The organism is Bifidobacterium pseudolongum subsp. globosum (genome assembly GCF_004155535.1).
Classification (GTDB): domain Bacteria; phylum Actinomycetota; class Actinomycetes; order Actinomycetales; family Bifidobacteriaceae; genus Bifidobacterium; species Bifidobacterium pseudolongum_C.
In genome coordinates this window covers 167,073-190,123 of sequence record NZ_RYUH01000004.1, presented here as the reverse complement: position 1 = coordinate 190,123, position 23,051 = coordinate 167,073, and the positions used below count along the sequence as shown (strand labels likewise).

The window sequence follows — 23,051 nt, the reverse complement described above, 5'->3', positions numbered from 1 at the left end:
CGCGCACAAATCACCATTTTCCCCTCAAACTCCTTCCACTTTTTTCCAAGCCTGAAAAAAGTGCGCGCTGCAATTTCTCAAAGGACTGCCATGGACATCGACATCGTTTCGGTCTTCCCCGAATACTTCGACGTGCTCGACCTGAGCCTGCTCGGCAAGGCGAAAAGCAAGGGGCTCATCAGCGTGCACGCGCACAATCTGCGCGATTGGACGCACGACGTGCACCAGTCCGTAGACGACACTCCTGTCGGTGGCGGCGCAGGCATGGTGATGAAGCCTGCCGTCTGGGCGGAGTGCCTCGACGAGTTGCTTGGCCTGCCGGAGGCTGATAATACAGACCGCCCGATCCTCATCTTTCCCAATCCCTCCGCCCCACTGTTCACGCAGCAGGACGCGACCGAGCTCTCGCACGCGCAGCACCTCGTGTTTGGCTGCGGCCGCTACGAGGGTTATGACGCGCGCATCCCCACCTACTACCGCGAGCGCGGCGTGGACGTGCGCGAATACTCGATCGGCGATTATGTGCTCAACGGTGGCGAAGTGGCCGTGTCGGTGATGCTCGAGGCGATCACACGCTTACTGCCGGGGTTCATGGGCAATCCCGACTCCATTGTCGAAGAGTCATACACCGGCGGCAACGCGCTGCTCGAACACAACCAATACACGAAGCCCGCCAGCTGGCGCGGCCTCGATGTGCCCGCCGTGCTGCTCTCGGGGGACCATGCGAAGGTCGACCGGTTCCGCCGCGACGAGGCGCTGAAAAAGACCGACCGCATCCGCCCCGACCTGATTGCACAGCTCGACTGCCATGCGCTGAGCAAGGCGGACCGCAAAACGCTGATTGAGCTCGGCTGGGAGGTTTCCGGCGACCACCCGCGCCGCATCAGCTGATCATTCCCCTGACTGTTCCTGCACGGTCTGCTCGTATTCCTGCGAGCGGAACGTGTAGACGGCCGTCTCGCCGTAGTCGCGGCGGTCGGTCATGATCCAACCGGCCGGGGCCGCCGGCGGCGCGGTGCGCGTGGAGCGTTCAAGCACGATCGCACCGAAGCGTGCCACAAGCCCGCGCACGGTCAGGTCGCTGAGCAGGTGCTCGCAGTCGGCTGTGGAGAACGCATACGGCGGGTCGATGAGCACCAGATCGAATGGTTCGCCCGGCTTCGCTTTCGCCGCGTACCGTTCCGCTTTCGCGTGCACGACGCGCGCGCTCATGCCCTCTTCCCAACCGGCATGCCGGCGCAGCGCGGTGAGTGTCTGCGCGATGAGCTGTGCCGCCTGCGCGGATGATTCCACCGTGACGAGTTCGCGCGCACCACGGCTCAGCGCCTCGATGCCGAGCGCGCCGGTGCCGCCGAACAGGTCGAGCACGCGCGTGTCGTCGATCACGCCGATGGATTCCAACCGCGAGAACATCGCCTCTTTTGTACGGTCGGTCGTCGGCCGTGTTTCGGCGCGCGGCGTGGTGAGCGGCATCCGCTTGAATCGTCCGGTAATCACATGCATATCCCCGAGCATAGCCGCCCAACTGCACCGCATGGCGATCGGCGACCCCACTACCCGTAGCATAAGGCGACCGTCGTCGCTTCCCCATTGCCATGTTAAGTAGGTTCCGAAGTTGGAATCCGGTCGCCGATCATGGTATGGCTCTTGTTCCCTGTCGTTGATGATCCGGGGTGTTGCCGCCATGGACGGGACGCCCCCCGCGAGGGTATTTTGATGCGGCCAATCCCCATCCCAACACGCCGAAAGGCAAAATTGTACGAATGTTTCACAACCTGCCCCACATACCGGACAGGCCGTCCATAAAACAGCCATTTCCATCTCACATGTCGCAACAGCCAGCCGTCAGTTGCTCGTCAGGTACTGCTCGTTGCCGCGCGTGAAGTCGAGCACGGCGCCGGCGAGCTGCACATGCCCCGCCAGATCGGGGTCGTGCGCGAGCAATTCCTGCGCCCGTGCGCGCGCATCGGCGATCACGCGCGCGTCCTGCACCACGCGCAGCAGCTTGAGGCTCGACGCGCCGCCGGACTGAGCGTCGCCGAGCACGTCGCCGGCGCCGCGCAGCTCGAGGTCGCGGCTCGCGATCTCGGCGCCGTCGAGCGAGCCGGCGATCACTTCGAGCCGCTCCTGCGCGATTGTCCCCGGTTCGGCACGCGAGACGAGGAACGCCCAGCTGTCGGTGCCGCCGCGCCCCACGCGCCCGCGCAGCTGGTGCAGCTGCGACAGGCCGTAACGGTCGGCGTCGAAGATCGTGATGCAGCTCGCCTGCGGCACATCTACGCCCACTTCGACGACCGTCGTGGCCACCATCACCGGCGTGGCGCCCGACTCGAAATCCGCCATGATCCGCGCCTTCTCGGCGTCGTCGTCGCGCCCCGTCAGCGTGCACAGCGGCACGCCGGCGAACTGCGGCAGCGACTGCAGGCGCTGCGCGATCTCCACCACGGCGTGCAGCGGCGCGCGCGGCTGTGCGGATTCGCCGAGCGCCTCGCCACTGAGCAGCTCGGGCGCGTCCGGCTCGCCGGCGCCCTCGTCTTCGGCGTCGCTTGGCTCGATGCGCGGACAGATGATGTACGCGCGCTCGCCGGCGTCGATGCGGCGGCGGATGTGCCAGAACATGTCGGCCATCACGCGCGCGTTGTCTTCGGGGATCACGACCGTGCGGATTGGCTTCCTGCCACCGGGCAGTTCGGTGAGCCACGAGATGTCGAGGTCACCGAACCACGTCATCGCCGCCGTGCGCGGGATCGGCGTGGCCGTCATGACGAGCAGGTGCGGGTCGCGCTCCGATTTGGCGCGCAGTGTTTCACGCTGCTCCACGCCGAAGCGGTGCTGTTCGTCGATCACCGCGAGCGCCAGGTTCGGCGCCTGGAACGTCTTCGAGAACGCGGCGTGCGTGGCCACCACAATGCACGGCTCGCCGCTCGCCGCCGCCGCGAGCACCTTGCGCCGCGCGGCGAGTTTCATGCCGCCGGTGAGCAGATGCACGGGCACGCGCTCGCCCACCGAGGCGCTAATCAAGTGGAAGTGCTGTTCGGCGAGCACCTGCGTGGGCGCCACGAGCACGGCCTGGTGCCCGGACCCCACGGCCTGCAGCATGGCCGCGACCGCCACGACCGTCTTGCCGGAGCCGACTTCGCCTTGCAGCAGGCGTTGCATCGGGTGGGCGCGGCCCATGTCGGCGCCGATCGCGTCGATCACCTCGCGCTGGCCGTTCGTCAGCGCGAAGGGCAACCCTGCAATGTACTCGTCGCGCATGTGCACGTTGGCGCACGCGTAGGCGTTGCTCGCGGCGGCGCGGCCTCGCGCCATGAGCAACGCGCACTGACAGACGAACGCCTCCTCGTAGCGCATCGTCTCGATCGCGCGCTTGAAGTCGGCCACCGACTGTGGTTCGTGGATCGCGCAGAACGCCTGCGCGCGGTGCATGAGGTGCTTCGCCGCGCGCACCGATTCGGGCAGCACGTCGGGGATCTGTTCGGCGAGCCGCGCGCGGGCGGCCTCGCCGAGCGCGAACTGCTCGTCGAACTGCGCGCTGTCGACGCCGCCGGGAGTGGCGGCGGCGAAGGGGTCTTCGTCGGCGAGCAGGCGCAGCACCTGGTCGATCGTCTCGTGGATGTGCTCGCTCGAGATGCGCGAGTTCGCATGGTAGACGGGGCGCGGGCGTGTGGCGCGTGCAAGGCCCTGCGCCACGGAATCCACGTCGTAGCGCAGGCGCGGCGCGGGCTGCACGGCCGGCTCGCCGAACGCGAGCTGCGGTTCGGCCGCCGGCGGCTCGGCCGGAGCCACGGTCAGGATGTCGGGGTGTGTGAACTGCAGGCGGTCGTTGAACGTGCTCGGGTCGCCCGAGATGACGAGTTGCAGGCCCGCGCGCAGGCGCGAGGCCATCCAGTCCACATAGGATTTGCGGTGCGAGAAAAAGACGAGCGCGGCGGTGCGCGGCTGCACGGCGCGAGAGGCGGCGGTCGGCGCGTCGTCGACGAGCACTTCGAGCCGGTAGCCGCGGCGCGCGTTCATCGGCGTCACGCGCAGCGCGCGCACATCCACCGCGCACGCCATCTTCTCGCCGAAGCGCGCCTCGGCGAGCGCGCGCACCGGCACGGGGTCGGTCACGCGGAACGGGTAATACGTGAGGGCGTCGGCCACGGTGAGCACGCCGAGCGCCTTGAGGGCGCTGACGCGGCGCTTGTTGGTCAGCAGCGCCGCAAGGGGCGTGTCCACTGTGGTGTTGGTCATGCGGTCCATTGTACAAAAACAACCCCGGGAGCATAGCTCACCGGGGTTGTGGTCGTCTGCGCATATCAGACAGCGCTCACACGCTGAACCTTGCCTGCCTTGAGGCATTTCGCGCACACGCGCACGCGGACGTTCTGGCCGTCCACGGTGGTGCGCACCGGCTGCAGGTTCGGCAGGAAGCGGCGCTTGGTACGAATATGCGAGTGCGAAACGGTGTAACCGGTCTGCGGTCCCTTGCCGCACACTGCACAACGAGCTGCCATAATGGACTCCCTACAATTACTTCTATAGACTTGCAAGTCTGTGCACTCGCGCACGCGCCCAAAAAAGGGCATGCACCAATACACACAACTTCCCAATAGTACAACCGGGCCACGGACAACGCAACACCCGCTCGCTTATGGCGCTGCACGGGCGCGGTTTGACACCGTTTTCAGGCAATTCCCCGCAAACACGGTCTACAATCGTGCTAACCGTGATGCGCCACACCCATCAGCGTCGATGCATTGCGGGGCCGGTCGGGAATTTTCAGGGAAGGAACCCAACGCACATGCTCAGCGACATCCTGCATAAGATACGCGCACAGCGCGACCATGAACCAACGGTCATCTCGGTGGGCCAGATCTGGGTCGACATCACCATGCATGTGCAGGAGATGCCGCAGCCGGGCGAGTTCACGAACGCCCCTTCGGTGACCAAATCGGCAAGCGGCAGTTTCCATGTGCTGCAGGCGGCGAGCCGCATGGGCGCGCGCACCGAACTGGCGAGCATCATGGGCACCGGCCCGTGGTCCACGATGCTGCGCGATTCGCTGCGCCGCTCGCACATCCTGCACACCGGCCCCACCAGGCCGAACCAAGACAACGGGTTCCGCATCGTACTGACCGACGGCATGCAGAAGTCGTATGTGGCACACCATGGCGCCGAAGCGCACGGCGACCCCAGCGTGTTCGCGCATGTGCGCCCGCAGCGCGGCGACGTGGTGCACATCAGCGGCAATGCGCTGATGAACGAGTCGTCGCTCGCCGTCAACGCGTTCATCCAGCAGCCGCAGTGCCGCCCGCAGGGGCGCGAATTCCGCATCGTCATCAACCCCACGAACACGCTGCGGCTCGTCAACGACCAGCTGCTCGAGAACCTCGTGCTCACGCGCCCCATCTGGTCGATGAACCGGCAGGAGGCGCGCACACTCGCCTACCGCCTGGGCGTGACCTTCGACGAAAGCGCCACGATGCGCGTGAACGCCGGCTTCGACGAGTCGATGCACGCGCTGTGCGAGGCGCTCGGCGAGGCGCTGCGTGCGCCTGTCGTGCTGCGCGCCGGCGCACGCGGCGCCTGGGTGCACCAGCACGGCCGGGGCATGGAGCACATCGATGGCTTCCCCACGAAGGCCACGCACATCCGCTCCGCCGGCCCCGCGCACACGGGCGCACTGTGCGCGCTGCTCGCCGAAGGGTGGGACCTGGAAAGCGCGGTGCAGATCGCGAACGCCGCCGCCTCGCTCGCGATCGAGCACAACCACGCGGGCATCCCGTTCTGCCCCACGTACGATGAGGCCGCCAAACTGGTGTCGGACGCCCTCACCACACCGAAGAAGGACTGATCACTCGTCGCTGTCCGGGGTGATGCCGGCGGCGCCCCACCGCAGGCTGCGGCGCAGCGCCGGCAGCACATCGGCCGGCTGCATGATGCCGAGCAGCCACACAGCCTCGTCGGCCGCGAGCGGGAAGCCCGCGTCCACGAGCATGATCGCCACCTTGGCGAGCTGTTCGAGCAGCGCGAGCGGCGGCGCCACCGGAATGCCGGCCGCGCGCAGCGTCTGCTCGGCGCGGTCGCGGTCCGGCAGCTCCTCCTCGCCCATCTCGGCGAGCAGCTGGTTCGCCTCGTCACGGCTCCTGTCGTGGAACGGGCCCTCGGGCATCGAAAGCACCATCGCGTAGCACGCCAGACCGGCCTTGTGGCTGTTGGTCTTCCACAGTGCATACCCCAAGCGGTAATACATGAAGCCCACGTCGATCGGCATGAGCGCGGTCTTGAGGCCACGGATGAGCGCATCCGCCGACCCCGCGTAGTCCTCGCCGACATCGGTGTAGTCGAGCGAAAGCTCGATGGCGCCGCGCGCGGTCGTCGGCGCCAGTCGCATCATCTCCTCGGAATGGGCCACCGCCTTGTCGCGTTCGCCCAGTTCGCGGTTGAGACGGCTGAGCGCGCCGTGCGCGTTGTACACGGCGTCGGGCAGCTTCCAGTAGCGGTCGGTCGCCTTGCCTTCCACATTCACCATGAGCAGTCGCATGAGCGGGTGCTCGCAATACAACGGCTTGCGGTCGCCATGGTCCTTCTCGGCGCTCTCGATCTGCATCAGCGCGGATTCGACCTCGAACATGGCGGTCACCGGCGAATCCTCGTTCTGGTTCACGATGTCCCAGATCTCGGGGCCCTTGACCACGCAGTCGTCGTGCATCACGTCGAGTTCGTACGCGTAGTCGGCGCGCACAAGCGTCTTGATGTCGTCGGGCAGTTCGCGCTTGTCCTTCCACAGCGGCACATGCTGGCGCACGAGCGCCTTCGGCAACGGCAGCGGCTCGACCGGCATGAGGCCACGGTCGGCGCCGAAGCGCAACGCGTGGCGTGCCGGCTGCAGCATCTGCACGATCGCCGCCGGATCGTTGTCTTGCGCCGCGTCGTCGAACCGGCCGCTGACATACGCCGGCTGCACGCCCATCTGGAACGGGCTGCGGTCGAAGCCGAGCGAGAGCACAGGCTGGCCACTCAGCGAGCCGAGGCGACCGGTCACGTCGACCGACGTGACGCGCGCGCCGGTCGTGAACGCGGCCTGTGCGAGCAGGCCCGCAAGGCGCAGCGCGTACGACGCCGCACGACCCGCGCGTTGGGCGCGCATGTCGACCCACTGGCCACCCACGAAGTCCGACCCCGGCATCATCGACGCGGTGGGCACGCTGAACGTGACCGCCATCTGCCCGCTCTTCGGGTCCACGTCGCACAGGTACTCGAGGCGGAACGGCAGCTTGAGGCGCTCGCAGATCGCGATGAAGCGCGTCATCACGTCCCATGCGCCACCGCGCGCCGCTTTCGTGCCGCGCACGGTCTGCTCCGGGTTCTCCACCGTGGCCTCCTGCTGCACGAACTTCGCGTGCGTGGCCCACATGTGCATCGAGCGCATGGCGGATTGGAAGCACTCCTCCTCGGTGAACGTGGAGACAAGGCCCATGCCGTTGTCGTGGCCACGCGCGTCGAGGTCCACGAACGACAGGCGGTTGAGCGCAGCCTCCACACCAAGCACCAAGTCGCGCTGCAGTCCTTCGATCTCGTCATCGTCGAAGCGCATCCAGAACATGTCAGTCGAGTCGAGCCGGATCACGCTGAGCGGATGCTCGCCTTCGATCTGGCGGATCTGCCCGGCGCCGGCCTCCACGAGCTGGCGCGCGGCGAAGCGTTCGAACACCGAGGACTGTCCGGCGTTGTTCGTGGTGCCGCGCCAGATGATCTCGTCGAGCCCGTCGGGCAGCGGCTTGTCCATCATGTCGCGGAACAGTTCGCTGATGCGGCCGGCACCGGCGCCCACCGTCTTGCCAGCGAGGCGCGGCACAAGGCATGCGCCGATCCAGCACGCGGCGATCAGCACGGCAAGCGGGTGCTTGCCTTCGCGGTATGCGCCGAGGTTCTCCGTGCAGGCGGTGAGCCATGCCGTGCCGCCATCCACCGCATATTCGCCGATCGTGATGGTGCGGTCGAAGCCGTCGGAGCTCTGCACGCGCACGGCGCCCGAGTTCGGGGTGTCGGTCCACGGGTCGAAATGCAGTTCGCCGCGGCCGTCCGGTTCGCTTGTAAGCGTCTGGGCCGTGGGGAACACCTTCATGTCTTCGCTGATCCACGCCAACACCTGCACCTTGCGGCGCCCCACGACCTGCGCCACATACCCGAGGCCGCCCTTGGGCTGGTCCAGGTCCTTGACCAGGCTGTACGAGGCGTCGATCGGCTGGCCCGGCAGCGTGCCGAGCGCCGTGGCGTGCGAAAGCAGTGGCAACCTGTAGACGTTCTGTTCCATAAAATCTCTCTCCTGGTTCTGTTCCATTCCATCCGGCCGCAGGCGCGGGGCACCGCGCCTCATGCCGTTCCTCGTTGCACGGCTCGCTGCACGGGTGGGGCCCACCCGACAAAGCGGCATGTTGTTGCACTGTAACACGCCGGCACGGTGGCGTCGAGCCCCATTCCACCGTGCAACCACACCAATGACCACGATTGCAGAACATGCCCGCCGCGGGCATGCGGTAGCGTTGGCGGCATGACTTGGCTCGCACTCGAAAAAGTTTTCCTGTGGTTCCTGCTGTACAGCTTCGTGGGCTGGCTGTGGGAGACCGTACTCAACATCGTCATGAAGAAGCGGTTCGTGGACCGCGGCATCCTCAACGGCCCCATCTGCCCCATCTACGGCTTCGGCGCGCTGCTGGCGATCTACGCGCTGCCCGGCGAACATTCGGTCGTCGCGATCTTCCTCAGCAGCGGCGTACTGTGCTGCACGCTCGAATACTTCACGTCGTGGGCCATCGAAAAGCTCTTCCACATGCGGCTGTGGGACTATTCGGGCAAACCGTTCAACCTCAACGGGCGCGTCTACCTCAACGGGTTCCTCTTCTTCGCCGCCGGCTGCACCGTGGTCAAACTGTGGGTGCAGCCGCACGTCATGGATATGCTCGACGCGATCGACCCGCGCACCATCACGATTCTCGCCGTGACGCTGCTCGTCGTACTGCTCGCCGACGCCGCCGTCACGCTCGCCGGACTGACGAGCCTCAACAGCCGCCTCGGGCACGCCGAGCAGGACATCAAGGCGCTCAAAGCGCGCGGCATCGCGCACATCGACGTCGGCATCACCGCCGCCGACAAGCGCATCGGTTCGGCCGAGACGCGCATCACCACCGCGTGCGCGCAGATCGCCGCACGCGCGCAGACCGACGGCGAGGCGCTCGCCGCGCACGTGGCGCACCTGTTCGACTGGCAGCAGCGCCGCCTGATCCGCGCCTATCCCGGCATGCGCACCGAGCACGGCGAAGGCCTGCTCGCCGAAGTGCGCGCGCAATTCGACCGCGCACGCCATGCGCACACCAACACCAAGTGAACGCCGTCACAGGCGCCGGTGCGCGCATGCGCTACGGTAGTGGCAGTGGCGCAGCCCCGGGCGAACAGGAGAAGACCCCATGATCAACGCAACATACCAAGCCATGCTCAACGGCAAATCCGTGATCCGCATGATCGGCGAACGCGCAAGCGCCCGCCGTGCGCAGATCGGCGCAAGCGAGGTCTTCGACTTCTCGCTCGGCAATCCGAGCGTGCCATGCGCGCCGGAGTTCACGCGCGCCATGATCGACCTCTACGAGACGCAGGCGCCGTACGCGCTACACGGCTACAGCCCGTCCGTCGGCATCGAGTCGGTGCGCGGCGCGATCGCCGATTCGCTCAACCGCCGCTTCGGCATGGACTACACGCCCGCGCACATCTTCCCCACCGCCGGCGCGACCGCGGCGCTCGCGCACGCGTTCCGTGCGGTGACCAAGCCGGGCAGCGAGATCATCACGTTCGCGCCGTACTTCCCCGAATACCAGCCGTATGTGGCGGGCACGGGCGCCACACTGACTGTGGTGCCGGCCGACACCGCGCATTTCCAGATCGATTTCGACGCGTTTGAGCGCGCGCTGAACCCGCGCGTGGCGGCTGTGCTCATCAACACGCCGAACAACCCTTCGGGCGCCGTCTATTCCGAGCAGACGCTACGCCGGCTCGCGCAGGTCCTCGAGGAGCGCGAGCGCGAGTGGGGCCACAGCCTCTTCCTGATCAGCGACGAGCCGTACCGCGAGATCATGTTCGGCGGCGCCGAGCAGCCTTACCCCGCGCGCTTCTACGCGAACACACTCACGTGCTATTCGTTCTCGAAGGCGCTTTCGCTGCCCGGCGAGCGCATCGGGTACGTGGCGGTCAATCCGCGCGCCGAGCACGCCGAGCTGTTGGTGCCGATGTTCGCGCAGATCAGCCGCACGATCGGGCACAACTGCCCGTCGTCGAGCATGCAGCTCGCCGTAGCGCGCGTGATCGACAAGACGAGCGACCTCGCCGTGTACGAGCGCAACATGGAGCTGCTGTACGGCGCGCTCGTGCGGCTCGGGTTCACGGTGGAGAAGCCGGGCGGCACGTTCTACATCTTTCCGCAGTCACCCAACCCCGACGCGATGGAGTTCTGCGAGCAGGCGATGGAATACGACCTGTTCATGGTGCCGTCCGATTCGTTCGGCGTGCCGGGGCACCTGCGCCTGTCGTACTGCATGGAGACGGATCATCTCGAGCGCGCAATCGAGCGGCTCGAGCAGTTCATGCGCGAGCGCTACGGCCGCTGAGCACGCCCAGCAGCTGAATGCCCGCGCACCCGCCCGCCGTCCCCTAGAATTGAGACGAACGCGGCGCGCCACCCGGTGCCCGCTTGAGTGACGGGAGCATACGTGGAGGAGCAGCACACGAGCACGATTCTCGATTATGCGCGCACGCAGACGCGGGACTTCACCGAGTTCCCGTTCCAGACGGCCGACGCGCTCGTGTTCGCGCTGCTCAGCTACGACCGGATCCCGCCGTCGGTGCCGCGCCTCAAGTCGCTTATGGCGCGCTATGGCTCGCTGTCGCGGCGCGTGCATTCCTTTGACTGGCGGCACCCGGTGGCTTCGGCGCAGGCGCTTGTGCGCGTGCCGTTCAGCGGCCCCACGATGCGGCAGGTGGAGCAGGAGCTGACGCTGTACGAAGAGCACCACCCGTATCTCGAGGAGCACGCCGGATTTATACCGGCGGGCACACCGCGCCAGTTCTACCGTTCGATTGCGCACAACCCGCGCTTCGCCGTCACGCGCATCAACGCCGCCGACGAGCGCTTCGACATGAGCCAGCAGACGCAGTTCGCGGCCATGACGTTCCTGCTGCCCACCGGCACGCTCGTGGTGGCGTTCCGCGGCACCGACGATTCGCTCATCGGGTGGAAAGAGGACTTCAACATGGCGTTCACCTACCCGGTGCCCGCCCAGAAGCAGGCCGCCGACTATCTTGAGCGTGTGGGCTCGCTGTGGGGCGGCGACATCATCCTCACCGGGCATTCCAAGGGCGGCAATCTGGCCATCTACGCGGCCATGAACGCCCCGGACGCCGTCAAGGACCGCATCACACGCATCTACACGCTCGACGGGCCCGGGTTCAGCCCCGAGGTGATCCACAGCTACGAATACAGCACCGTGGTGCACCGCATCACGCGTGTGATCCCCGACGGGTCGATCATCGGCATGCTGCTCACGCATTCGCCGCACGCGCAGCGCATCGTCGTCGAATCGAACGCCGACGGCCTCATGCAGCATTCCTGCTACACATGGCTCATGCACGGCGACCGTTTTGCGCGGGCGCCTGATGTGACGCCGGCTTCGCAGACCTTCGCCGAGGCGATGAACTCGTGGCTCAGCGGCATGACGCAGCGCCAGCGGGAACACGGCGTGGAGGCGCTGTTCCGCGTGCTCACCTCCGCCGGCCACGGCACGATCACCGAACTGATGACGGCCGGCCCGCGCATCATCCCCGGCATGCTGGGCAGCTATGTGGGCCTGAGCGCCGAGGAACGCAAATACATCAACCAGGCGCTGTGGATGTTCGCCGGTGCCACATTCCATCACTAATCGACCAAATGTGCGGCTTTTCGCCCGCAGCCATGGTCGCGGCGGAATCGGCGCGGCGCTTATAGACTTGAGAACACAGATACACCATGCAACGGTACGAAGGGCCGCAAACCGTCGGCCTTTCACGAAGGAGCGCATTATGCCGAGGCCGCGTCGCGATTCAGAGATTCTCCCCGCCAAGGAGCGATTGGAGAACGCCTTCTGGACGCTCCTCGCCGACCGCCCCTTCGGCAAGATCACCGTGACCGACGTGGTGCACGAGGCGCGTGTGAACCGCAACTCGTTCTATTACCACTTCTCCGGCCTGCCCGAACTCGCCGACTCCGCGATCATGGTCGAAATCGAACGGCTGCCGTTGCCACCTGTGCCGGATTCGCACGACGACCCGCTCGTGGTCTGGCACACGTTCTGCTCGTCGATGGTCGCCTCGCCGGAGAACATCCAACACATCGACCGCCTGGCGCTGCTGACGAGCGACCACAGCACGCGCGATCTCGTGGACTCGCTGCGCGACTTCATGCGCCTGACGCTGCTGAGCCTGCTCGACGAAACGCCGAACTCGATCAACAACACGAAGCGGGTGCTGCTCGACTTCACGGTCGGCGGCATCCTCTCGCTCCTGTCACATTGGCCGAGCATGCGCCACACCGTGACGTTGCGCGAAGTGCAGGACCGCGACGTGGCCGTGCTGGCCATGGGGCTGTATGTGTCGATGTCGCGTCAGGACACCGACGGCTTCTGGGAGCGCCTGTACTTGGATTCCGCGCACCTGGGCGGCAAGGATTCGGCGATCGCCGGCCTTGAGGCGTACCGCGTCTGACCCTGCACCCGGTTGCGCACACCCCCTATGATGGAGGCTGCCGCCCGCCCGGCGGCGCCCGCACGCACGTCAGGAGTGGTATGGAACACATGGATATGCACCAAGCCTTGGACTGGCTCAAAGGCCATTCGTCGCGCATCATCTTTCTGGCCATCGTCTGCGCGGCCGCATATGTGACGGCCCGCCTCGTCTCGCGCGCATTGCGCAAGGCGCTCGAGAAAACACAGATGCCCGACGCCTCGATCTTCGTCAACCTCGCACGCGTGCTCATCTGGGCCGTGGCCGCCATGATCGTGCTCAAGCCGGTGTTCGGCATCAACCCGATGACGCTGTTCACCGCGCTCGGCATCGGCGGCTTCGCCGTCTCCCTCGGACTCAAGGATTCCATCGCCAATACGATCGGCGGATTCCAGCTCATGTTCTCGCATGTGCTGCAGCCCGGAGACATGGTGCGCATCTCGGGCATCACAGGCGAGGTGCAGGACGTCACATGGCGGCAGACCGTGGTGCGCGAACGCGATGGCAACCTGATGATGATCCCGAACTCGGTGTTGAACACCACGCTGCTCGAAAAACTCGACCCGCACAACGAGGCGAGCGTCACCATCCCCTTCACCGCCAAACCGAATGTGGACACGACGCGCCTGACGAATGAGCTTTTGTCGAAAATCGACGAGTCCGCGCATGGCCTGATGGACCACACGAATCCGCCGATCGTACGGCTGACAGGCTTTTCACCCGCCGGCGTGACCGGCAACATCATCGCCTACGCCAAACCGCACGCCTCGCAGGCGCAGCTCATCGACGCCGTGACACGCTCGGTGAGCTCATCCGACCTGTTCACCGACCTCGTGGCGAGCGGCGACGCCAAAGCGCGCGACCTGCTCGCCACGCAACGCGATGCGAGCGGCAGCGGCGAATAACCTCACGTGAACAGCATGAGCAGTGTGCCGAGCGCACCGACGGCGATGCAGGTGATGACGCCGGGGTTGCCGAACGCGGCACGGCCCGCGGCGCCACTCGGCAATTGTTCGGGCGCCAGATAGAATTCGCGGCGCTTCCAGCGCACGATGAGCAGCACGAGGCCGGCCAGTGTGGCGGCGAGCAGCACGAACGCATAGGCGAAGCCGCCGAGCAGCGCGCCCATCTGCGCGTTCGTGATCGTCTCGGCCGTGGGGTGCGCCTCCACGACCGCCATCATCCGGTTCATGAACCACGGGGCCACCATGCCGCCGTTGGCGTTGATGAGCATGTGCAAACCCACCGTGTAGCGCAGTTTGCTCGTGCGTGTGTAAACGTAGCCGAACAGCACGCCCAGCCCAAACGCGTAGAAGAACTGGAAGAGGTTCAGGTGGAACAGCGCGAAGAACAGTGCGGAGACCAGGATCGCCGGCAGTTCGCCGAAGCGGCGCAGGCGGCCTATGAGCTGTTTGCGGAACAGCCATTCCTCCACGATCGGCGCGAGCAGCACCGCGGCCACGATGTTGACGGCCCAATCCGACCCGCCGGTCATGTCGAGGATGCGGTTGCTCGCCCGGCCGCCCGAAAGCGCGGCAGAAAGCAGGATGCCGATGATGTTGCCGGCATAAGTGATCGGCAACGCGATCAGCAGATACATGAAGAACTGTGAAGGTCTGAGCGTGAACCTGCGTGTGGGCAGCATCGGTTCGGTGCGCAGCACGATGAACCCGAGCGGCAGCGCGATGCAGTACAGCACGCCGCTCGAGATCACCACGCTCAGCCACATGGAAAGCTGCGGCGTGCGCAGCATGCCTGCCACGGCCCCCTGCAGCAGCAGCGCCAACAGCACCCACACCACGAGCATCAGTGTGATGGCGGCGCCTGCACGCGAATAGGCGCGCTTCGCCGTCGTGATGCGCGCATGCCACGGCGATGGCGCCGGCGCCGGCCGCACGGCGGCCATGGGCGGTACGGGCGGCCAATGCGTCGGCGGCCGCTGCGGTTGGGGGTGCTGTGGGCGTTGCTGCTGTGGGGGCATGGTCATGGGAGGTTGGGTCTCTTTCGGCTAGCGGATCGTCAGGCCGGCGAGCAGCGCCTCGGGCGTCTCGCGCGCGGCGAGCTCCGCGGCGCTGTGGTACCCGGTCTGCACCGTGGCGTCGTCGCACACGTCGCTGTACGGGTCGCACACGGCGCTTGTGCTGGTGGTGTCGAGCTCCTCGAGCGCCACGCCGGCCACACTGACGCCGATCGCCACGAACGCGATGATCATGACGACGGTCATGACAATCGACAGGCCCGAGATGATGATGCCCGCCAAGGCGAGCTCCTTGCCTTTCTCACCCGTCTTCTTGGTCTGGTTATAACCGATGATGCTCAGCACCAGGCCGACGATGCTGAAGAAGAACGAGCAGACGAAGCCGGCGATGGCCATGCCGTTCCAGCGGTCCTGCGGGTAGTAGGCCGGCTGCTGCGCATACGGCTGCCCGTAGGGCTGCTGGCCCGCATAGGACTCGCCATACGGCTGCTGCGCCTGCCCATAGACCGGCGGGGTGTACGGCTGCTGGCCCACATACCCGTGTTCCTGCGCGTACGGGTTCGGCTGTTCGGCCTGTGGCTGCTGTGGCGCGCCGTACCGGGGTTGCTCACCGCCGTATGGGTTGGTTGGTTGGGTCATCTGCTGTGCCTCACTCCGTGTAATCCTTGTCGATGATCGTCTGGCCGTCCGCGAGCTTCATGCTCAGGTGCACCACCACGTCGTCGGTGCCGAGCTCGCTGTTGAGATTGCTGGCGATCTCTTCCATCTGCGAGCCGAGCGCCGACTCGGCCATGCTGCGCACCTGCTCTATCTGGTCGTCCGTCAGCGATTCGTTGATCGTGGCGTCAAAGGTGAGGGTGTTGCCCTTGGCGCTGACCTTCATGTCCATGTTGTCGGGCATGCCCGCGGTGGTCTGCTGTTCGATCTGCTCCTTGAATGTGGGCATATTCAGCAGGTCCTCGAGCGTCACGCCGTCCGGCAGTGCATCCACGTCGGCGTCGAAATCATCGAGACCGCTGTCCAAGTCGTCGATGTCGGTGTCAAGGTCGTCAATGTCCGGGTCGGTCGCGCTTGGTGAGGAGGACGAGACCGACGGGCTCTGCGACGCGGTGGCCGCCGTGCGCACGGCGCTGTTGGCGGCGTTGAGCATCGAGAACACGAGCAGGCCGTTGAGCACCATCACCACAACCGAGACGATGATGCCGGCGATGGCCATGCCCTTGCTCTTGCCGCCGTTCTTGTTGATCTGCACCATGCCGATGATGCTCAGGATCAGACCGACGATCGGAACCAGGAACGCGCACACGAACCCCGCGATCACCAGGCCGTTCCATTTGTCGTTGCTCTGCGGCGCGCCATAGCCAACCATCGGCTCCTGCGGCGGGATCTGCGGCGGGATCTGCCCGCCGTACTGCTGCTGGCCCTGCTGACTGTAGTCGAAGGCCTGCGTGGGCTGCTCCTGTGCCGCATACTGGTTCGGCTGCATCTGCCCGTAGTCCGGCATGACCTGCGTGGGCTCGGCCTGCGGCGCGCCATACGGCTGTTGTGCAGGCTGGCCGTAGGGCTGCTGCGCAGGCTGGCCGTACTGCTGTGTCTCGTCGGCCGGCTGCCCGGTGCCCGGTGCGTACGGGCCGCCATTGTACGGATTGCCGTTGTACGGGTTCTCTGGGGTCGTCATCACTTCTTTCCTTCCGGGAGGTACTCCGCACAGCGCCATGCGGACGCGCGCGATGTGCATCCCAGTGTACTGAAAGCCCATCGCCGCGCCAGACGCCGTCCGCTGGTTGGGCACACGTGCCCGCCTGTCAGGCGTGCAACGCCCCGTTGATCAACGTGGTGATCAGGTCGGTGTACGCGATGCCGGTGGCTTCCCACGCCTTCGGGTACATGGAGATCGACGTGAACCCGGGCATCGTGTTGATCTCGTTGACAAGCACATCGCCGCCCGGCGTCACGAACGTGTCGACGCGGCTCAGACCGGTGCCGTCGATCGCCAGGAACGCCTTCAATGCCGTCGCGCGCACCCGTTCGATCAGTTCGTCAGGGATGTGCGCGGGCACCTCGGCGTGGCTCGCCTGCGCATCCATGTATTTGCTGTCGAAATCGTAGAACTGGTCGTCATCCTGCGCACGGCGGTCAAGCACGATCTCGCCAGGCAGGCTCACGCGCGGCTCTTCCTCGCCGCGCGGGCGCAGCACCGCGCACTCGATCTCGCGTGCGTCGATGCCCTGCTCCACAATCACACGCCAGTCGTGCAGGCTCGCCTCATACACGGCGGCGGCGAGCTCCTCCGCGTCTCCCACGCGCTCCACCTTCGTCACGCCGAAGCTCGAGCCAGCGCGCGACGGCTTCACGAACAGCGGGTACTGCAACCCCGCCTCGTCCACCAGATCCAGAAAACGCTCGCCGTCGGCGGCGAAGCGGTCCGACGCGTCATACAGGCGCGTGTCGAGCGCCACGCCGGGCGCCACGGCGATGCCGGCGGCCGCGAGCAGCGTCTTCGTATAGTGCTTGTCCATCGCCGCGGCGCTCGCGAGCACGCCGCACCCCACGTATGGCACGCCCATCATCTCGAACAGGCCCTGGATGGTGCCATCTTCGCCGTACGGGCCGTGCAGCACCGGCAGTACCACGTCGATATGCCCCAAGGATTCGAGTGTGCCGTCGGCATTGCGCGCGTAGAAACCATCACCGCCTTCGCCGACGCTCAGCACGACGCTGCGCGAACCGGGTGTGCGCTCCACCTGCGGCAGGCCCTTGTCGAGCGCCCACTGGCGCGGGTCGTCGCCGTCCACGATCCACTCGCCCTGCTTCGTGATGCCGATCAGCACCGGCTCGAAACGGCTCGTATCGAGCGCGCGCAGCACGCTCGCCACGGAAATGCAGGAAATCGGGTGTTCGTCGGCCTTGCCGCCGTACATGACGGCCACGCGCTTCTTGTCTGCCATAGTTCAGTTCGTCCTTTTGCTCCAAAACCCGGATTGCACAACGGCACCCAGAATACTCCGCACAGGCAACGAGAGGACGCGCCACGACGCATGCATGCGAAGGCCCCGGCAGGGCACCGCCCGCCGGGGCCACACCAACGTCACATACCGCGGCGTCACTCCACCGTCACGTCGGCGGGGAACATCTCCGCGATCATCTGCTTGAACGAGATGCCGTCATCGAGCAGGCGCGTCACCGCCTTGGCGAGCGGCGTGCACACATGGTATTGCTCGCCGAGGGCCACGACGGCGCTCGCCGTGGCGACGCCTTCGGCGACGCCGTTGCTCGCCTTCGTGGCTTCCTCCACGCTCATGCCCTTGCCCAGGTTGTAACCGAAGGTGTAGTTGCGCGACAGCGGCGAGCCGCAGGTGGCGATCAGGTCGCCCACGCCGGCCAGGCCATAGAAGGTCTCGGGCAGGGCGCCCGCCGCCGTGCCGACGTCCTTGATCTCGGTCAGGCCGCGCGTCTCGATCATCGCGGCCGTGTTCTCGCCGAAGCCCGCGCCGTGCGACATGCCCACGGCGAGCGCCACCACGTTCTTGAGCGATCCGCACAGTTCCAGACCGATCACGTCGGCGGTGATGAAGGTCTTGAAGTAGTCGGTCGTGCACAGTTTCGCCACGCGGCGCGCCACGTCGATGTCGGTGCAGCCGACCACAGTCGCGGCGGGTTCGCGCGCGGCGATCTGCTTGCTCAGGTTCGGTCCCGAGATGGCCACAAACCGGTCGGTGGGCAGGTCGAGCGCCTCGGTGACCACCTGGTCCATGCGCTTGCCGGTCTTCTGTTCGATGCCCTTCATCAGCGAGACGACCACGGCCTCGTCGGGGATCAGGCCGTTGAACTCCTCGAGCGCCTGGCGCGCGAACTGCGCGGCGATCGCCACCACGACCACGTCGGCGTGCGCCACGGCTTCGGCGCGGTCTCCGGTCGCGGTCATCGAGTCGGGCAGCTTCTCCACGCTCGGCAGACGAACCGGATTGCGGTGCTCGGTCTGGATCGCCTTGACGATTTCCGGCTCGATCGCCCACATCATCACATCGTTGCCAGCGTCCGCAAGCACCTGACCGAATGCCGTGCCCCATGCGCCGGCACCCAATACCGTAATATTCGCCATACTCTGCTCCTTTTATTCAGCCGTGCCGCCGCGCATACGGTGGGCGGCGGTGCACTGGTTTCTATTGTTGGCCCTTTTGCGCAGGCCGCGCGTGATTATGCTCTTGGCTGGGCGTGCACGGGCATATCCGGCAGGTCACCGACCCCACCGCACATCGGGATCGGATCCTGTGCGAGCGCACGCGCATCCACCTGGTGCGGGTCGGCGAACGGCCCCGTCTCGGGCACTTCCTTCATGATCCGGTAGTCGAAGAAGCCCTTCGGCGGCTGCTCGCCGCGGATGTTGGCCATCACGTTCTTCATGCGCACGCGGATGCGCCGCGCCAGTTCGTTCGCGTATTCGACCGGCGGCTCGGGGCCCCAGTCGTCCACGTCTTCGAGCAGGTCACTGTAATCGAGGCGCACGTCGTAGCACATGACGACGTTCTTGCGCGGCCACGGCCAGAAATGATTGATGCTCGCCGCACCCCATGTGACGGCGCAGTACAGCGGGATCTGCCGGCCGAGCCGGCGCGAGGCCTCGAGGGCGATGAACCCCACGCCGTTCTTCATGCTCATCGGCCATTTCTGCGGGTCGCGCGTCACGGTGCCTTCCGGCCAGATCGTCAGCGGGCGGCCGCCGGTCAGGATCGCGATCGACTCCTCTTCAATCTGGCGCGCCTTGCCGCTGCGGCGCGGCACTGGCTGCATGCCCACGGCGCGGAACCATTTGCCGAGGATGGGCCATTTGCCCATCTCGGCCTTCGCCATGAAGCGGGGGCGCCTGCCCATCTCGAACATGGCGATCATCGGCACGAACACGTCGAACTGCGTCACATGCGTGGCGGCGGTGATGTACGGACCGTCGACGGGCACATTGTCGAGGCCCCACGCGCGCAGGCGGCAGCTCGCGCGCAGCACCTTCGCGCAGCCTTTCACCAGACGCGCGGTGAGCTTCGGATTCTGCTCGTTGATCTCCTGCTCGTTCGGCTCGATGCGCCCAGTCGGGTATGGGCGGGTCGGGTCCACGAGGTCGTATTGCGCCGCGAGCTTGGCGACCTGCGCGTCACTGAGCGGTCTGACCGCGGAGCGCGGCGACGGTTTTCCTTTGGATGCCATGCGGCCCATTGTGCCGCACCGCCGGTACATGCCCGGGCGGCGGGCACAATGGGCCGCATGGAAATCAGGGGGGCGTCGAATCAGTCGATCTGCGCGCCGAGCGCGGTGAGCTTGCCGCGGAAATCGGCATAGCCACGGTCAATCAGACTGATGCCACGCACGTCGGACGGGCCGTTCGCCGTCAGCGCGGCGATCAGGTGGCTGAAGCCGCCACGCAGGTCCGGCACGTCGATGTCGCGCCCTTCGAGCGGGGTGGGCCCGAAGATCACCGCGGAATGCTTGTAGTTGCGCTGCTGGAAGCGGCACGGCAACGAGCCGAGGCACTCGCGGTACAGCTGGATCGTGGCGCCCATCTGCGTGAGCGGCTTGGTGAAGCCGAAGCGGTTCTCGTACACCGTCTCGTGCACGATGCTCAGGCCGTTCGCCTGGGTCAGCGCCACGACAAGCGGCTGCTGCCAGTCGGTCATGAAGCCGGGGTGCACGTCGGTCTCAATCGCCACGGGCTTGAGGTCACCCCCCGGGTGCCAGAAGCGGATGCCCTTGTCGGTGATGTCAAACTCACCACCGATTTTGCGGAACACGTTGAGGAACGTCATCATCTCGGGCTGCGTGGCACCCTTGACGAACACGTCGCCGTGCGTGGCGAGCGCGGCCGAAGCCCAGCTCGCCGCCTCGATGCGGTCGGTGAGCGCGGTGTGCGTGTAGCCCTTGAGCTCCTTGACGCCTTCGATGCGGAACGTGCGGTCCACGTCCACCGAGATGATCGCGCCCATCTTCTGCAGCACGGCCACCAGGTCCATGATCTCGGGTTCGGTGGCGGCGCCGGAAAGCTCGGTCTTGCCGTCGGCCAGCACGGCCGCGAGCAGCGTCTGCTCGGTGGCGCCGACGGACGGGTACGGCAGGTGGATCTTCGCGCCGTGCAGGCCGTTGGGGGCGGTGATGTGGATGCCGTCCTTATGTTCCTTGTCCACGTCCGCGCCGAGCTTGCGCAGCGTCTCCAAGTGGAAGTCGATCGGGCGTCCGCCGATGTTGCAGCCGCCGAGCGCGGGGATGAACGCCTCACCCAGGCGGTGCAGCAGCGGTCCGGAGAACAGGATCGGAATACGGCTCGAGCCGGAGAGCGTGTCCACGTCGGCCACGTCGGCGAGCTGCACGTTCTTCGCGTCGATCGTCACAATGCCGTCATCGCCGTTCACGTCCACGTCCACGCCGTGCAGGCGCAGCAGGTCGGAGACCACGTGCACGTCGCGGATCTCGGGCACGTTCTTCAGCACCGACGTGCCGGGCGCCAGCAGCGCCGCCACCATGGCCTTGCTCACGAAGTTCTTGGCGCCGCGCACCTTGATGGTGCCGTTGAGCGGCTTGCCGCCCACAACATGCAGCACGTCATCTGTTGTTTCGACCACGTCTATCCTCTTTCGCCAGTGGTGCACACAATGCGCGGCGCCGGCGCATGGTCCGGTGCCGCGTGTGGGCCGAGTCTGATTGTCTGGTTATCTCTACAGTCGGGCGCGCGGTTTTATTTCCGCGCCGCGCCACGCCGGCAGTTCGTCCGGCGGCGATGTCAGGCAACCAGTTTGCCATAAGGCATGTAATATGCGTGGCGCGTGTGAGGTGCCGGCGCGCGCCACGGGCGGGCGTCAGGCGCCCTGCTCCGCCACGGCCTTCGCGGCCACCGCGCCCACGTAGTAGACGGGCTGGTCGAAGTTCGGTTGGAACAGGAAGTCCACGTTCGCCAACATGTCGATCGTGAACCCGGCTTGGATGGCCACGCTCACCGTGTTCGCCGCGCCCGAGATGTCCGCGGTCGAGCAGAATTGGGCGCCCTTGACGAGCCGTGTCTGCGGGTCCCAGCTCAGGATCGACGTGACCGGCGCGGTGGAGAGCATGAACGCCGGGCGGTAATCCTCCACGAGTTCGGTCGAGCGCACGTCCATGCCGCGGCGGTCGGCGCCCGCCTGCGTCAGGCCGCTCGCCGCGAGCGACAGGTCATAGAGCTGCACGGCGCTCGTGGCCTGCGTGCCCATGTATGTGCGCGTCGGCACATCGATGTTCTGCCCGATGAGCGCGCCCTGGCGCACGGCGTTCGTGGCGAGCGGGATGTAGTCGAGTTCGCCCGTGGGGTTGTAATGCACGGTGGCGCTGTCGCCGGCGGCGTAGACGTATGGCACCGAAGCCTGCATGTACTCGTTCGTGATGATCGCGCCGTTGGCGAGCGTGTCCACTTGGCCGCGCACCAGGTCGGTGTTCGGCAGGAACCCGACGGCGAGCACGGCGAACTGCGCGGTGTAGGCGCCTCCGGTCGTGGTCACGGTCACCGTGCCGTCGGCGTTGTCGGTGAAGGCGGTCACTTTCTCGCCGAGCGCGAGCGTCACACCGTGCTTGCGGTAGCGCTCCTCCACTTGGTCGGTGATGAGCTTGTCGAAATTGTTGGCGAGCACACGGTCGGCGGCGTCGATGAGCGTGGTCTCCACGCCGATTGTGCTGAACTGTTCGGCCAGTTCGGCGCCGATGTAGCCGGCACCGATCACCACGACCGATTTCGCGCCGTGCGCGCGCTCCTTGATCTGCACCGCGTTGTCCCAGTTCTTACACAGCTGCACGCGGTCGGATTCGATGCCGGGGATAGACGGCACCACCGGGCGCGAACCGGTGGTAACCACGAGCTTGTCGAACCGCAGCGTCTGCGAGTCGCCTGTCTCCAAGCTACGGAACTCGAGTGTCTTGCCGGCCACATCGATGTCGGTCACGTCGGTGCGCATGTGCATCGTGGCACCGAGCTTCTCGAGTTCGGCGGGTGAGGAATAGAACATCTTGCGCGGGTCGGACACATGGTCGCCCACCCACAGCGCGATGCCGCATGAGAGGAACGAAAGCGTGTCGCCGCGCTCGAATACGTGCACGCTCCAATCGGGGTGCTCGCGCAGGATCGAAGTGGCAGCGAATGTGCCGGCATGGGTGCAGCCGACGATGGCGACGGTGGTCATGGCAACTCCTTACACATATGTGCGCCCTGCCCGCGGTGTGCGTGCGTGGCGTGAGGCGCTTCAACGAATGGCGCCTGCAGCTAGTTGCGATGATAGGC

General features: G+C 66.2%; 19 protein-coding genes. 7 read left to right on the top strand and 12 right to left on the bottom strand.

Annotated features, from left to right (window positions below; all coding sequences use genetic code 11):
- Nucleotides 1–90: 90 nt before the first annotated feature.
- Nucleotides 91–891: a tRNA (guanosine(37)-N1)-methyltransferase TrmD gene (gene trmD, locus PG2093B_RS01330; protein ID WP_129896808.1), complete on the top strand. Its 801-nt coding sequence runs from the start codon at nucleotides 91–93 to the stop codon at nucleotides 889–891.
- Here the strand turns inward: trmD and rsmD are convergent, their stop codons facing one another.
- The 3 genes from rsmD to rpmB all read right to left on the bottom strand — a co-directional run bounded on the left by rsmD (nucleotide 892) and on the right by rpmB (nucleotide 4,499).
- Nucleotides 892–1,503 (bottom strand): 16S rRNA (guanine(966)-N(2))-methyltransferase RsmD, encoded by a 612-nt coding sequence (gene rsmD, locus PG2093B_RS01325; RefSeq protein ID WP_129896807.1) that lies wholly within the window; start codon nucleotides 1,501–1,503, stop codon nucleotides 892–894.
- Nucleotides 1,504–1,845: 342 nt separating this feature from the next.
- Nucleotides 1,846–4,236, bottom strand: coding sequence for an ATP-dependent DNA helicase RecG (locus PG2093B_RS01320; protein ID WP_242502766.1), 2,391 nt, complete (start codon nucleotides 4,234–4,236; stop codon nucleotides 1,846–1,848).
- Between the two features lie 65 nt (nucleotides 4,237–4,301).
- Nucleotides 4,302–4,499, bottom strand: coding sequence for a 50S ribosomal protein L28 (rpmB, locus tag PG2093B_RS01315; protein WP_022858854.1), 198 nt, complete (start codon nucleotides 4,497–4,499; stop codon nucleotides 4,302–4,304).
- 287 nt (nucleotides 4,500–4,786) lie between these two features.
- Between rpmB and PG2093B_RS01310 the strand changes: the two genes are divergently transcribed.
- Nucleotides 4,787–5,839 carry a PfkB family carbohydrate kinase gene (locus PG2093B_RS01310; RefSeq protein WP_129896805.1) on the top strand — a complete coding sequence of 351 codons (1,053 nt, stop codon included), beginning with the start codon at nucleotides 4,787–4,789 and terminating at the stop codon, nucleotides 5,837–5,839.
- On the opposite strand, the gene PG2093B_RS01305 is transcribed toward PG2093B_RS01310, so the two are convergent.
- Nucleotides 5,840–8,302, bottom strand: a complete 2,463-nt coding sequence (locus PG2093B_RS01305; protein WP_129896804.1) for a hypothetical protein — start codon at nucleotides 8,300–8,302, stop codon at nucleotides 5,840–5,842.
- Between the two features lie 237 nt (nucleotides 8,303–8,539).
- Here PG2093B_RS01305 and PG2093B_RS01300 point away from each other — a divergent pair, with 237 nt between their 5' ends.
- From PG2093B_RS01300 to PG2093B_RS01280, 5 genes are all read left to right on the top strand, one after another.
- Nucleotides 8,540–9,373 (top strand): putative ABC transporter permease, encoded by an 834-nt coding sequence (locus PG2093B_RS01300; RefSeq protein ID WP_129896803.1) that lies wholly within the window; start codon nucleotides 8,540–8,542, stop codon nucleotides 9,371–9,373.
- Nucleotides 9,374–9,452: 79 nt separating this feature from the next.
- A complete protein-coding gene (locus PG2093B_RS01295; protein WP_129896802.1) occupies nucleotides 9,453–10,643 on the top strand; it encodes a pyridoxal phosphate-dependent aminotransferase in 1,191 nt (396 codons plus the stop codon).
- Nucleotides 10,644–10,730: 87 nt separating this feature from the next.
- A complete protein-coding gene (locus tag PG2093B_RS01290; RefSeq protein WP_242502765.1) occupies nucleotides 10,731–11,951 on the top strand; it encodes a DUF2974 domain-containing protein in 1,221 nt (406 codons plus the stop codon).
- 139 nt (nucleotides 11,952–12,090) lie between these two features.
- Nucleotides 12,091–12,771 carry a TetR/AcrR family transcriptional regulator gene (locus tag PG2093B_RS01285; RefSeq protein WP_129896801.1) on the top strand — a complete coding sequence of 227 codons (681 nt, stop codon included), beginning with the start codon at nucleotides 12,091–12,093 and terminating at the stop codon, nucleotides 12,769–12,771.
- Nucleotides 12,772–12,866: 95 nt separating this feature from the next.
- Nucleotides 12,867–13,694 (top strand): mechanosensitive ion channel family protein, encoded by an 828-nt coding sequence (locus PG2093B_RS01280; protein ID WP_129896846.1) that lies wholly within the window; start codon nucleotides 12,867–12,869, stop codon nucleotides 13,692–13,694.
- Nucleotides 13,695–13,696: 2 nt separating this feature from the next.
- On the opposite strand, the gene PG2093B_RS01275 is transcribed toward PG2093B_RS01280, so the two are convergent.
- The 8 genes from PG2093B_RS01275 to PG2093B_RS01240 all read right to left on the bottom strand — a co-directional run bounded on the left by PG2093B_RS01275 (nucleotide 13,697) and on the right by PG2093B_RS01240 (nucleotide 22,953).
- A complete protein-coding gene (locus PG2093B_RS01275; protein ID WP_165369668.1) occupies nucleotides 13,697–14,695 on the bottom strand; it encodes a CPBP family intramembrane glutamic endopeptidase in 999 nt (332 codons plus the stop codon).
- A gap of 102 nt (nucleotides 14,696–14,797) precedes the next feature.
- Nucleotides 14,798–15,406, bottom strand: coding sequence for a DUF4190 domain-containing protein (locus PG2093B_RS01270; RefSeq protein WP_129896799.1), 609 nt, complete (start codon nucleotides 15,404–15,406; stop codon nucleotides 14,798–14,800).
- Between the two features lie 10 nt (nucleotides 15,407–15,416).
- Entirely contained in the window at nucleotides 15,417–16,445 is a 1,029-nt protein-coding gene (locus tag PG2093B_RS08925) for a DUF4854 domain-containing protein (RefSeq protein ID WP_165369667.1), read from the bottom strand.
- A gap of 127 nt (nucleotides 16,446–16,572) precedes the next feature.
- Nucleotides 16,573–17,715, bottom strand: a complete 1,143-nt coding sequence (locus tag PG2093B_RS01260; protein ID WP_129896798.1) for a D-alanine--D-alanine ligase family protein — start codon at nucleotides 17,713–17,715, stop codon at nucleotides 16,573–16,575.
- 155 nt (nucleotides 17,716–17,870) lie between these two features.
- On the bottom strand, nucleotides 17,871–18,869 hold the full coding sequence (locus tag PG2093B_RS01255) for an NAD(P)H-dependent glycerol-3-phosphate dehydrogenase (RefSeq protein ID WP_129896797.1): 999 nt from the start codon (nucleotides 18,867–18,869) through the stop codon (nucleotides 17,871–17,873).
- Between the two features lie 95 nt (nucleotides 18,870–18,964).
- On the bottom strand, nucleotides 18,965–19,966 hold the full coding sequence (locus tag PG2093B_RS01250) for a lysophospholipid acyltransferase family protein (protein ID WP_129896796.1): 1,002 nt from the start codon (nucleotides 19,964–19,966) through the stop codon (nucleotides 18,965–18,967).
- Nucleotides 19,967–20,046: 80 nt separating this feature from the next.
- The gene (gene murA / locus PG2093B_RS01245; protein WP_026644207.1) at nucleotides 20,047–21,372 is read right to left on the bottom strand and encodes a UDP-N-acetylglucosamine 1-carboxyvinyltransferase; all 1,326 of its coding nucleotides are present in this window, start codon (nucleotides 21,370–21,372) and stop codon (nucleotides 20,047–20,049) included.
- A gap of 234 nt (nucleotides 21,373–21,606) precedes the next feature.
- Nucleotides 21,607–22,953: an NAD(P)/FAD-dependent oxidoreductase gene (locus PG2093B_RS01240; RefSeq protein WP_129896795.1), complete on the bottom strand. Its 1,347-nt coding sequence runs from the start codon at nucleotides 22,951–22,953 to the stop codon at nucleotides 21,607–21,609.
- Nucleotides 22,954–23,051: the final 98 nt, after the last annotated feature.